Below are 12,022 nucleotides of genomic sequence, written 5' to 3'. Positions count from 1 at the left end.
GTGTAACCGGTGATGTCTTTGCCAGATACCCTCAGTGATCGGGTCGCTGCACTTGCCGGGCCACCCGAGCAAATCGTCATGGGTCTGGAGCGGATGCTGGCCGCTTTGACGGCGTTGCAGATTCCCGCGCGTTTGCCCGTGCCGGTGATTTTGGTGGGGGGCACTAATGGCAAGGGCTCCACGGTGGCTTATCTGGAGGCCTTCTATCGCCAGGCCGGTTATCGCGTTGGCGCTTATACCAGTCCGCACCTCTGGCAGTTTACTGAACGTCTGCGGCTGGGTGGTGGGCTGGCGCCTGAGTCCCTCTGGTGCCAGCAACTCACGGAACTGGCCGACACCGCACGCGAGATTCCGCTCACTTATTTTGAGATTGCGACTCTCGCTGCGCTACGGATGATGTTGGCCACCGGGGTCGATGTGGCGATTCTGGAGGTCGGCCTGGGGGGCCGTTTGGATGCCGTCAATGCGTTCGTGCCGGATTGTAGTGTCGTGACCACCGTGGATCTGGATCATCAGGACTGGCTAGGGTCTGATCGTGCATCTATCGGCAGGGAAAAGGCGGGCATCTTCCGTCGTGGGGTGCCTGCCGTCTATGGGGATGCAAAAGACCCCTGCGCTTCGGTGTTGGAAGCGGCGGTGCGCGCTGATGTGCCTTTGCAGCAGTTGGGGCGGGACTTTCATATTGATCCTTTGCGCGGGAAATGGTCAGGATTCGGGCAAGAGATTCCGGTGCCGGCGCCTTTATGGGCTGGACCGGCGCAATGGGCCAATCTGGCACTGGCGGTGGCGGCGGTATCGCTGCTGCGGGAGAAGTTGCCGATGCCCGATACGGCGATTTCCGCTTGGACGCTGGCGCCGGAGTTGCCGGGGCGTTGCCAATGGCTCCAGCCCTGGGGTAAGGACAGTCCTGATCTGCTGGTGGATGTCGCCCACAATCCGCAGGCTGCTCGGCAATTGGCGGCATTGCTGGCCGCGCGAAAGGGTACCGCGCGTTGCCACGCCATTGTCGGCATGCTTGCTGACAAAGATATTGCCGGGACACTCGCGCCGCTATTGCACTGGGTGGATGCTTGGCATGTGCTGGAAATCACCGATACGCCGCGTGCAGCGACGGCGGCGCAACTCTGCGATAGACTTGAGAGTATGGGCGCGGTCGCGATATCCGCGGATGCCAGCATGGAGCAGGCCCTGGAGAGGGCAAGAATGACCTTGGTGGCTGGAGACATTCTGCTCTGTTTCGGCTCCTTTCACCTCGTCAAGCAGTTGCCCATGGCGTGGCTGCAGAGTGATCCGGCATGATGTTCTGGATAGATGCCGCTACCGTGGGGCTGGTGGTGTTGTCCGCGCTCTGGGGGCTTTTTCGTGGGATGGTGCGCGAGTTTTTTTCCCTGGCGGCATGGATTGGCGGGTTTTATGTGGCGTGGAACTGGGGCGGGAGTTGGCTGGCGCCCCGGCTGTCGTCGCCGATCCCCGCAGGCTGGAGGGTGCCACTGGCTTCTTTTATCCTCTTCTTTGCCTGTCTGATTGTCGGGACCCTGTGCGCTTTTGTCGTTCGTAAGCTATTATACGGCATTGGTTTCGGGGCGACGGACCGCTTTTTGGGAGCTTTCTTTGGTTTCTTGCGGGGATTGGTGCTGATTGCCATTGCGGTCACCCTGGTACAGTCCTCGACCTTGTCCCTGTCCCCTTGGTGGGAGAGTTCCTGGCTGGCACAGGAATCGGTGAAACACTGGTCGCAATTGTTGACGGCACCTGCCGTGTCCTATTTGGAGTCGCAAAAAATTGCAAAATGACAATGTGGTGCAGCATGCCGTGGATGACGATCATTTTCATGATGAATGCGGGGTCATTGGCGTATTTGGTCATCCGGAAGCCGCGAACCTGACCTATCTCGGCCTCTATGCCCTCCAGCATCGGGGGCAAGAGTCGGCAGGTATTGTTTCTGGCGATCAGGGCAAGCTTTATGTGCAACGCGGTATGGGGCGGGTGGCCGATGTCTTCGGGCTGGAGCAGATCAGCAAGTTGCCCGGTGAACAGGCGATCGGTCACGTGCGCTATTCTACTGCAGGGGATTCCGTATTGCGGAATACGCAGCCGGTATTTATCAATTATCGCCATGGTGCCTTTGCCGTCGGTCACAATGGTAATCTGGTCAATGCGGCTGAACTCCGCACCCGGCTGGAGCGGGAAGGGGCCATATTCCACACGGATATGGACACCGAGGTCATCGTCCATCTGCTGGCGCGGGTACCGGGCGATGATACGGGGACCCGGCTCGCGGCGGCGCTGCAGCAGGTTTCCGGTGCCTACTCGCTGGTCTGTCTGACGGAGAGCCGATTGATCGGGGTGCGTGATCCCATGGGCTTTCGTCCGCTAGTGCTGGGCCGCCTGATTGATTCCGGGGGCTTTGTGCTGGCCTCCGAGACCTGTGCCCTCGACTTGATGGGGGCGGAGTTCGTCCGCGATGTTGAGCCGGGGGAACTGATCGTCATTTCCAAAGACGGGATCGAAAGCCGCAAACCTTTTGCGCCCGTCGGTCGGCGCATGTGCGTCTTTGAATATATCTATTTCGCCCGTCCAGACAGTGTGCTTGATGGTGTCCACGTATACTCGGCGCGCAAACGCATCGGTCAGGCGTTGGCGCGTTTGCATCCGCGGGAGGCGGATCTGGTGGTGCCCGTCCCCGATTCCGGCGTGGCGGCGGCTATGGGCTATGCCGAGGCCTCCGGTCTGCCTTTCGAGCTGGGGTTGATCCGCAATCACTATGTGGGCCGCACCTTCATTCAACCGGCACAGCGCGGTCGTGATTTCGGGGTTAAGGTGAAGCTCAATGCCCAGCCCAACATCCTGCGTGGTAAGCGAGTGGTCCTGGTGGATGATTCTATCGTCCGGGGCACGACCAGCGCTAAAATTGTCAGTCTGGTGCGGGCGGCCGGGGCGCGCGAGGTGCATTTTGTGGTCAGCGCGCCACCCACGACCGGGCCCTGCTATTATGGCATCGATACCCCGGATCGATCCCAGCTCATCGCAGCCCAGCACAGTATTGAAGAGGTGCGTAAAATCATTGGTGCTGACAGTCTGGGCTACATTAGTCTGGAGGCGCTTTATGAAGCCGTGGGCGGGCGTGGGCAAGGATTTTGCGACGCCTGTTTTAGCGACGACTATCCATTGCCGACGCCGGAAGGACATGGCTCGCGTCAATTGCATCTGATCGAGGCGTTGCGATGAGCTCTCAGGATTCCAACCCAGACTGGGCGGCACATCTTCGCCCGGAGACCCTCGCCATCCGGGCTGGTATTCACCGCACCCAGGAGCAGGAGCACAGCGAGGCCATCTTTCCGACCTCCAGTTTTGTTTTCGACTCGGCGGAAGAGGCCGCGGAGCGCTTTGCCGGACGGGCGCCGGGGAATATCTATGCGCGCTTCACCAATCCCACCGTACGTACTTTTGAAGAGCGGCTTGCCGCACTGGAGGGTGCAGAAGCCTGTGTCGCCACGGCCTCTGGCATGGCCGCCTGCCTGACGGCCTTCATGGGGATGCTTAAGGCGGGCGATCACGTCGTCGCCTCCCGCTCTATTTTTGGTACGACCGTGCAACTGCTCAGCAATATTCTCGGTCGCTTCGGGGTGGAGACCAGTTTTGTGCCGCTGGCGGACGTGGCGGCGTGGCACGCGGCACTGCGTCCCAATACCCGGATGCTTTTCCTTGAAACGCCTTCTAATCCGCTTACCGAGATTGGCGACATGCAGGCACTGGCGGACCTAGCTCATGCCCATGATGCCTGGCTGGTGGTGGACAACTGTTTCTGTACCCCGGCCCTGCAGCAGCCCCTCAAATTTGGCGCCGATCTGGTCATTCACTCCGCCACCAAGTACCTGGACGGGCAGGGGAGAACCCTGGGCGGGGCGGTTTGCGGCAGTACCGAACTGCTCAACAGTGGGCCACGCAATTTCGTGCGCACGGCGGGTCCAAGTCTCAGTCCGTTCAATGCCTGGGTGCAGCTCAAAGGTCTGGAGACCCTCGGACTGCGCATGGCGAGTCACTGCGCCAATGCCCAGCAGATTGCCGAATGGCTGGAAGCACGGCCGGAAGTAGCGCGGGTTTACTATCCTGGCCTCAAGAGCCATCCACAACACGCCCTCGCGGCGCGTCAGCAACGCCTGCCGGGTGCAATTCTGTCCTTTGACTTGCATGGTGGGCAAACGGCGGCCTGGGCCTTTGTGGATGCCCTGCGCCTGCTTTCTTTGACCGCCAATCTCGGGGATGCCAAGACCACCATTACCCACCCTGCCAGCACGACCCACAGCCGGGTTAGTCCTGAAGCAAGGGCTGCGGCGGGGATTGGCGATGGCCTGCTGCGGATCAGTATCGGACTGGAGCATGTCGACGACCTTCGCGATGATCTGGAGCGCGGTTTTGCTGCTCTTGCAAGCCGCTGATTTGCGCTATCCTTGGACAGGAGCGAGTTTTTTCAGCCACTTTTCCAACTGCGGAGAAAATGAAATGACAAGATTCCGTGCCTTACAACGTCATGGACTCCAGCCGGACACACGTATCTGCGTGCTTGATAATGGGATGCCGTTGACTGTGACGCTCAGTGACATAGCGATCAACAGTATGACCGACCTCAGTCGGGTGCCAGCTGCAACGATAAAGCCGGAAACCACCATTGATCAGGCCATGCAGCGCATGATTCATGTGGGCGTCCGTATGCTTTTTGTGCTGGATGACTTCGGTACGCTGATCGGTCTGGCCACTGCTCGTGACATCATGGGTGAGAAGCCTGTAAAACTGGCCGCCGAAAACCATGTCGCACGGGACTCCATCAAGGTGCAGGAGGTCATGGTGCCGCTGGGTCAGATCGATGTGCTCGACTTCGCTGAGGTGGCGCGGTCTACCGTGGGGGATATCGTCCTGACCCTGCGCAAGGCGGGTCGTCAGCACGCCCTGGTGCGCGAGAAAACGCCCCGTGGTGAAGAGGTTCGCGGTGTTTTTTCCATCAGTCAGATAGCGCGACAACTCGGAGTGCCCATTCAGACCAATGATGTGGTGCAAAGTTTTGCGGAGCTGGAGCAACTCATCACCAGTGATGACTGAACGACGACACCCCCGCCACGCGCGGGCGGGAGTGACTTCCCGTGCATGAGGTCAACGGGCTGCTGCTGGCAGCCCTACTGGTTCTGCTGAATGGCTTTTTTGTTGCGGCAGAATTTGCGCTGGTGCGATTACGCAGTACCCATGCCCGTACCCTTGCTCAGGAGCATGGGCTGCGCGGGCGCATTCTCATGCGGATACACCATCGTCTCGACGCCTATCTTTCCGCGACCCAGCTCGGTATTACTATTGCCTCTCTGGGCATCGGCTGGGTAGGTGAACCCAACGTGGCGCATTTGCTCCAACCCCTTTTCCGGATTGTTGGGGTGACCGATCCGACGGCCTTGCGATCCGTTTCTTTTGCAGCCGGCTTTGCTCTGATCTCCTTCATCGTCATTGTGGTTGGAGAGCTGGTACCCAAGTCGCTGGCCATCCGCAAGGTGGAGGCAGTGTCCCTGTGGACCGGCGCACCCCTCTATGCTTTTTACTGGCTCATGTACCCGGCGATCTGGGTGCTCAATGGTGCGACCCGTATCGTGTTACGCCTCTTTGCGCTACGGGTGGATCAACATGCCGGTGATGCACCCCATTCCCGCGATGAACTGGCGATGATTCTGGCCCTCAGTCAGGCGCAGGGCACCCTCGGCCAGCGCACCGGAGATATTCTCGATCGCACCCTGGATTTTACGGAACTGACGGCCGGGGATCTGATGCGTCCCGCTGCCGAGATGGTCTGTCTGATGCTGGAAGACAGCCCTGAAGAGATCCGCCAGGTGATGATGCGCCATCGCTTTACCCGTTATCCGGTATGCGAAGGGGACCGCCAGCACGTGGTCGGCCTGCTCCACGTCAAGGATGCTTTCGCGGCCCTGTCAAAGCACCCGGACCTGGGTGATCTGAAAAAACTCCTGCGCCCACTACCTTCCGTGGGCAAGGCGTTATCGGCCATGGACTTGCTGACCCATTTTCGTTCCGGCCACCCGCATTTTGCTCTGGTGGTGGATGATTTGGGCACCATCACCGGCTTTGTTACGCTGGATCACGTCCTGGAAAGTTTGCTCGGGGTTATCCCTGATGAGTTCCGGCACCAGCGGCGGGAGTGGCGGCGGCGCCTTGATGGCAGTTGGGTGGGTTCTGGCAGTCTCTCGTTGTATTCGCTGGAACGCAGCCTTCACATGGATATTGACGAGGAGACTGCAGATACCATCGGCGGTCTGATCATGCATCAGCTCGAACGGGTCCCGGAAGAGGGGGAGCGAATTGCTTTTTCCAGCTTCGACGTGGTGGTCTTGCGCAAAAAAGGTCCACGCATCACACTGGTGCAAGTAATCCCGCACCCTGACCAACCTGAATCCGACTGGTTTTCCTGATACACTCCATGCAGAAAAGTGATTTTTATTATGAATTGCCTGACGCGCTGATCGCCCAGACACCGCTCGCGGAACGCAGCGCCGCGCGCATGCTCATCGTCGATGGCCGCCAAGGCACTTGGGAAGATGCGCAGATATGCGATCTGCCCGACCTCCTCCAGCCCGGAGACCTGCTGGTACTCAACGATACCCGTGTGCTTCCCGCGCGTTTGCAGGCCCGCAAAGCGACGGGTGGCGCGGTCGAACTGCTGCTCGACCGAATGGTAGATGCTCAAGAGGGCTGGTTTCTGGCAAAATCCTCCAAGGCGTTGCGGCCGGGCATGTCCATTCATTTGCCGGGTGGTGCCGTGGCTACGGTAGAGGAAAGGGATGGCATGGACGTTCGTTTGAGCCTGTCTGCGGATGCCCAGTGGTTATCTATTCTCGAAGTCCAAGGGAGTATGCCCCTGCCGCCCTACATCCGGCGGATGCCGGAGGCCATTGATCGGGAGCGCTATCAGACCATCTATGCGGCCCATCCTGGTGCGGTGGCCGCACCCACCGCCGGCTTGCATTTCGACGCGAACCTGATGGCCGCCCTCGCGGCGCGTGGCGTTGAGCGGACCTTTGTGACCTTGCACGTCGGTGCCGGGACTTTCCTTCCGGTGCGCAGTGATGACATTACCGAGCACCCCATGCATGCCGAAACCATGGAAGTCAGCGCGGCGACCGTGGCTGCTGTTGCCGCCGCGAAGGCGCGGGGCGGGCGGGTGATTGCCGTAGGCACCACGGCATGCCGCGCGCTGGAGACAGCAGCGCAGGATGGAACGCTGCGCCCATACACCGGAGAGACCCGTCTGTTTATCTATCCTGGTAAAACCTTTCAGGTGATTGATGGGCTGTTGACCAATTTTCACCTCCCGGAATCCACGCTGCTCATGCTGGTCTGTGCCTTTGCTGGTACGGAGTGCATGCTCGCTGCCTATCGCCACGCGGTGGCAAAGGGCTATCGGTTTTTCAGTTATGGAGATGCTATGTTGATATCCCCTCAGGCCGGACGCCGATGAGTATTTATCAGCTGCTGGCCAGTGATGGCGCGGCACGGCGCGGCGTTCTACACCTGCCCCGCGGTAATATTCAGACGCCTGCCTTCATGCCGGTGGGTACCTACGGCACCGTCAAGGCCATGTCTCCCGAGGAGTTGAAGACGCTCGGGGCCGAGATTATCCTCGGTAACACCTTTCACCTCTTTCTGCGTCCCGGCCTGGAGGTCATCAGCGCGGTAGGCGGCTTGCATAAGATGATGCACTGGGATCGGCCCATCCTCACCGATTCGGGCGGTTTCCAGGTCTTCAGTCTGGGTGCGCTGCGCAAGTTGACGGAGGCCGGAGTGCAGTTTCGTGCGCCCACCGATGGCCACAAGATCTTTTTGGGACCGGAAGAGTCCATGCAAATTCAGGCGGCGCTGGGTTCGGACATCGCTATGGTCTTCGATGAATGTACGCCCCATCCTGCCACCTACGAAGAAGCCCGTGTCAGCATGGAGCTTTCTTTGCGCTGGGCAGCGCGCTCCCGAGCCTCTTATACCGGGCCGGGTCAGCTCTTCGGCATCGTCCAGGGGGGAATGTATGGGGATTTACGGCAGCGTTCTCTGGCGGGATTGCAGCGACTGGATTTCCCCGGTCTTGCTATCGGCGGACTTTCGGTAGGGGAGAGCAAGGCGGAGATGATGCAGGTGCTGGAGGAACTCATGCCGCAGATGCCCGCAGAGCGGCCCCGTTACCTCATGGGGGTCGGCACACCGGAGGATCTGGTCGAGGGAGTACGTCGCGGTGTCGACATGTTCGACTGTGTCATGCCCACCCGCAATGCTCGCAATGGCTGGCTTTTTACCCGCGAGGGCATTCTCAAACTGCGCAACGCCCGTTACGAAAAAGACACGCGGCCTCTGGACCCGGCTTGTGCCTGTTACACCTGTCAGAACTATAGCAGGGCCTATCTGCGCCACTTGCAGCGCAGTCATGAGATCCTCGGTGCGCGCCTGAACACCCTGCACAATCTGCACTACTACCAGGAGCTGATGGCAGGTCTGCGGGGAGCCATCGCGGCCAGTCGCCTGGATGCTTTTACCGACGATTTCTACCGGCAGCGTGCTGCTGGTTCCCTAGTTGACGCCTAAAGGCTACAATGACGACCTTCAGACCTGATCAGGAGTGGATATGAACTTTTCACCTATCGCCAATGCTTATGCCGGAACTGCGGCGGGGGGTGGTCCAGAATCCATTTTCATGCAAATTATCCCTCTCCTCATCATCTTCGGCATTTTCTATTTTCTGCTGATTCGCCCGCAGATGAAAAAAGCGAAAGAACAACGCCAGTTGATTTCAGCGATTTCCAAAGGCGATGAAGTGGTTACTCAAGGTGGTCTGGCTGGGCGGATTATGCAGGCGGGTGAGGATTATCTGCAGCTTGAGGTCGCTGAGGGGGTCATTGTAAAAGTACAGCGGGCTTCAGTGACGTTACTGTTGCCCAAAGGGACATTGAAAAAACTGTAAAGGCTCGTTCATGACCCGTTACCCGTGGTGGAAGTACCTGATTATCCTCGCCGTCGTATTGCCCTCCCTGTTTTACGCACTGCCTAACTTTTATGGCTGGCATTCCGCAGTGGAGGTGCGTGCTCCCACTGGGACTATCCTGCCGCCAGCGGCCACGCTACAGGACTGGCTGCAGACGGCTAAAATTCCGGTCACCCGCGTCAGCTCGGACGAGAAGGGCAGCACCTTCTTTTTCCCGAACGATAATGCCCAGGGCCTGGCCGAGACCTTGCTGCAAAACAAACTTCCGGCCAATGCCCAGGTCATTCTTTCGCAGATGTCTGCAGAGCCAGCCTGGTTAAGCAGTCTCGGTGGCAAGCCCGTCAATCTGGGCCTTGACTTGCGCGGCGGCGTGTATCTTCTGCTGCGTGTCGATACCGATGCCGTTATCAAACATGCTCTGGAGCAGGGCAGCGGCAGCTTGCGCACCTTCCTCCGTCACCAGAATCTGCAATATCTGGCGGTCAACATGACCGGGCCGCAAAGCCTTGCCATCGAGATGGCAAATGCCGCAGTCGCGGCGCAGGCGCAAAAGGCTATTGACGGGCATTACCCCGATTATGCCGTCACCCTGCAGCCTAACGCGGTGTTAGGCGTAAGCATCACCCCCGCTGCCGCCAAAAAAATGAAGAATGATGCACTGCAGCAGGCCATTGTTGTTATTCGTAATCGTATCGATGAACTGGGCGTTTCGGAGCCGGTCATCCAGCGTCAGGGCGCTGAGCATATCGCTGTGCAATTGCCTGGTGTGCAGGATACCCAGCGCGCCAAATCCATTATTGGTTCTACCGCCCAACTTGAATTCAAAATGGTGGATGGCCAGGTCAACATGGCGACCGCCCTCAAAGGTGACCTGCCGCCCGGCACAGCCCTGTTTTACGGCATTCATGGTGCGCCTTACGTGCTTTACACGGATACGGTGCTCACGGGCCGTTATCTCAGTAATGCCAGCGCCGGGGTGGACAACAATAGCGGCCAGTCCATCGTTAATATCAGTTTCAACAATGAGGGGACCCGCATCTTCGGTGATCTGACCACCAAAAATGTGGGCAAGCGCATGGCTATTTTGCTGGATAACAAGGTGGTGACCGCGCCGGTGATACGTGAAGCCATTACGGGGGGGCGCGCCCAGATTACCGGATTCTCCGGCTTGAAAGACGCCAGTAATGCCGCCATTGAATTGCGGGCTGGCGCGCTACCCGCACCTGTCCATATCTCGGAAGAGCGCACGGTCGGTCCGACTCTGGGCCAAGACTCCATCCACGACGGGGTGATGGCGGTGGTCTTCGGCATGCTCTTCGTCGTGCTCTTCATGACGCTTTATTACCGGGCTTTTGGCCTGATTGCCGACCTCGCTATCCTGGTGAATGTTCTGGCTATTCTGGCGGTGCTCTCGATAATGGGCGGTACCCTGACTCTGCCGGGTATTGCCGGTATCGTGCTGAAGATCGGCCTGGCAGTGGATGCGAATGTGCTGGTATTCGAACGTATTCGCGAGGAACTGCGCCTTGGCATGAGCGCCCGCGCTGCCATTGACGCCGGTTTCAAGAAGGCCTTTGCCACTATTGTGGACTCCAATATCACGGTGTTGATTGCGGCACTGGTGCTATTCCAGTTCGGTACTGGAGCCATCAAAGGCTTCGCGCTGGTGCTGACTATCGGTGTGATCACGTCCATGTTTACCGCGACCATGATGAGTCGTGGCATCATCGAACTCGCCCTCGGTAAGCGGCGCGTGCAAAAGCTTTATATCTGAGGCCGCAATGGAACTTTTCAAAGTCCGTACCCATGTAGATTTCATGTCCAGGCGCTGGGTTTTTCTGGGTGTGTCCGCTCTGCTGATTGTTGCTTCTGTCGCTGTTTTTCTGGTGCGCGGGCTGAACTACAGCATCGATTTCACCGGCGGCACGCTGGTGGAATTGGCCTTCAGCAAGACGCCGGATCTGGGCGCGGTGCGGGGTACCCTCACCCAGGCAGGCTTTCACGGTGCGGTAGTGCAGACCTTTGGTGGTGACCACGACCTGCTGATTCGCTTGCGCACAGTACCCGGTGAGAGCAGTGCGGTGGGTAACCAGATTTTACAGGTGTTTCAGAATGATCAGATGAAGTACCCGGACGTGCAGTTGCGCCGCACCGAATATGTCGGCCCCGAGGTGGGTAAGGAATTGCGGAACAAGGGGATCATGGCACTCATTATCGTGACCCTGGGCATCCTGATTTATGTGGGGTTTCGCTTCGAGTGGCGTTTTGCCGTGGGCGGCGTGCTTGCCATGCTCCACGATCCGATCCTGGTGGTGGGATTTTTCGCCATCAGTCACGAAGAGTTCTCCCTGACCGTGATTGCGGCGTTGCTGGTCATCATGGGCTATTCGCTCAACGATACGGTGGTGGTTTTCGACCGAATGCGTGAGGACTTGCGGGCGTCCCGCAGCGGCGATGTGGCGCAGATTTTCAACGTCGCCATCAATGAGACCCTGTCACGAACGGTGATTACCAGTTTCATCACCTTCATGGTCGCCCTGTCGCTTTTCCTCTTCGGTGGACCGGTGATTCACGGGTTTGCCACGGCGCTGGTGATTGGCGTCGTGGTGGGTACTTATTCCTCAATTTTCGTTGCGAGCCCGATTGCGCTGTGGTTGGGGCTCAAGCGGGAGCACGTCCTCAAACGCCAGTTTATCAGTGCCAAGGATCGTAACGACGGCGCCGCGTTGTAGCGCTGCACTGCGTTTGTTGGCGCTGCGCACTTGCCGTTGGCGTCGGGAAAGATTATGGTATGCCTCCACGGAGAGGTACCGAAGTGGCCATAACGGCGCCGACTCGAAATCGGATGGGGGGCAACCCCACGTGGGTTCGAATCCCACCCTCTCCGCCATGTTAAACAGATGATTACCACAACATTCCCTCTCCCTGAGTTGCTTTGCCTCATTAATCGCCGCAAGGCGGAATTCATCAGCCCTACTTCCCGGCCACACAGCAAAAAAGGGG

At 58.8% G+C, this 12,022-nt stretch carries 11 protein-coding genes and 1 tRNA gene; all 12 read left to right on the top strand.

Annotated elements, in window-relative coordinates:
* Window positions 1-12 precede the first annotated feature (12 nt).
* Window positions 13-1,299, top strand: coding sequence for a folylpolyglutamate synthase/dihydrofolate synthase family protein (locus tag M0P56_RS04365; RefSeq protein WP_291508829.1), 1,287 nt, complete (start codon window positions 13-15; stop codon window positions 1,297-1,299).
* Window positions 1,296-1,793: a CvpA family protein gene (locus tag M0P56_RS04360; protein ID WP_291508828.1), complete on the top strand. Its 498-nt coding sequence runs from the start codon at window positions 1,296-1,298 to the stop codon at window positions 1,791-1,793. The genes M0P56_RS04365 and M0P56_RS04360 overlap by 4 nt, the downstream gene beginning before the upstream one ends.
* Entirely contained in the window at window positions 1,783-3,228 is a 1,446-nt protein-coding gene (gene purF, locus M0P56_RS04355) for an amidophosphoribosyltransferase (RefSeq protein ID WP_291508827.1), read from the top strand. The genes M0P56_RS04360 and purF overlap by 11 nt, the downstream gene beginning before the upstream one ends.
* Window positions 3,225-4,439, top strand: a complete 1,215-nt coding sequence (locus M0P56_RS04350; protein WP_291508826.1) for an O-succinylhomoserine sulfhydrylase — start codon at window positions 3,225-3,227, stop codon at window positions 4,437-4,439. The genes purF and M0P56_RS04350 overlap by 4 nt, the downstream gene beginning before the upstream one ends.
* 64 nt (window positions 4,440-4,503) lie before the next feature.
* Window positions 4,504-5,097 carry a CBS domain-containing protein gene (locus M0P56_RS04345; protein ID WP_291508825.1) on the top strand — a complete coding sequence of 198 codons (594 nt, stop codon included), beginning with the start codon at window positions 4,504-4,506 and terminating at the stop codon, window positions 5,095-5,097.
* A gap of 41 nt (window positions 5,098-5,138) precedes the next feature.
* Window positions 5,139-6,464 carry a hemolysin family protein gene (locus M0P56_RS04340; RefSeq protein ID WP_291508824.1) on the top strand — a complete coding sequence of 442 codons (1,326 nt, stop codon included), beginning with the start codon at window positions 5,139-5,141 and terminating at the stop codon, window positions 6,462-6,464.
* An 8-nt stretch (window positions 6,465-6,472) separates the two neighbouring features.
* Window positions 6,473-7,510, top strand: a complete 1,038-nt coding sequence (queA, locus tag M0P56_RS04335) for a tRNA preQ1(34) S-adenosylmethionine ribosyltransferase-isomerase QueA (RefSeq protein WP_291508823.1) — start codon at window positions 6,473-6,475, stop codon at window positions 7,508-7,510.
* On the top strand, window positions 7,507-8,622 hold the full coding sequence (tgt, locus tag M0P56_RS04330) for a tRNA guanosine(34) transglycosylase Tgt (RefSeq protein WP_291508822.1): 1,116 nt from the start codon (window positions 7,507-7,509) through the stop codon (window positions 8,620-8,622). Before queA ends, tgt begins: the two co-directional genes overlap by 4 nt.
* A gap of 40 nt (window positions 8,623-8,662) precedes the next feature.
* Window positions 8,663-8,998, top strand: a complete 336-nt coding sequence (gene yajC / locus M0P56_RS04325) for a preprotein translocase subunit YajC (protein WP_291508821.1) — start codon at window positions 8,663-8,665, stop codon at window positions 8,996-8,998.
* A gap of 10 nt (window positions 8,999-9,008) precedes the next feature.
* Window positions 9,009-10,793: a protein translocase subunit SecD gene (gene secD, locus M0P56_RS04320; RefSeq protein WP_291508820.1), complete on the top strand. Its 1,785-nt coding sequence runs from the start codon at window positions 9,009-9,011 to the stop codon at window positions 10,791-10,793.
* A gap of 7 nt (window positions 10,794-10,800) precedes the next feature.
* Window positions 10,801-11,751 carry a protein translocase subunit SecF gene (gene secF, locus M0P56_RS04315; protein ID WP_291508819.1) on the top strand — a complete coding sequence of 317 codons (951 nt, stop codon included), beginning with the start codon at window positions 10,801-10,803 and terminating at the stop codon, window positions 11,749-11,751.
* Between the two features lie 69 nt (window positions 11,752-11,820).
* Window positions 11,821-11,909: transfer RNA gene (locus M0P56_RS04310), tRNA-Ser, on the top strand.
* Window positions 11,910-12,022 lie beyond the last annotated feature (113 nt).

It is taken from the genome of Acidithiobacillus sp. (assembly GCF_023229925.1).
GTDB lineage: Bacteria > Pseudomonadota > Gammaproteobacteria > Acidithiobacillales > Acidithiobacillaceae > Acidithiobacillus.
The sequence above is the reverse complement of the archived record's forward strand: the minus strand, read 5'-3'. Positions and strand labels throughout refer to the sequence as shown.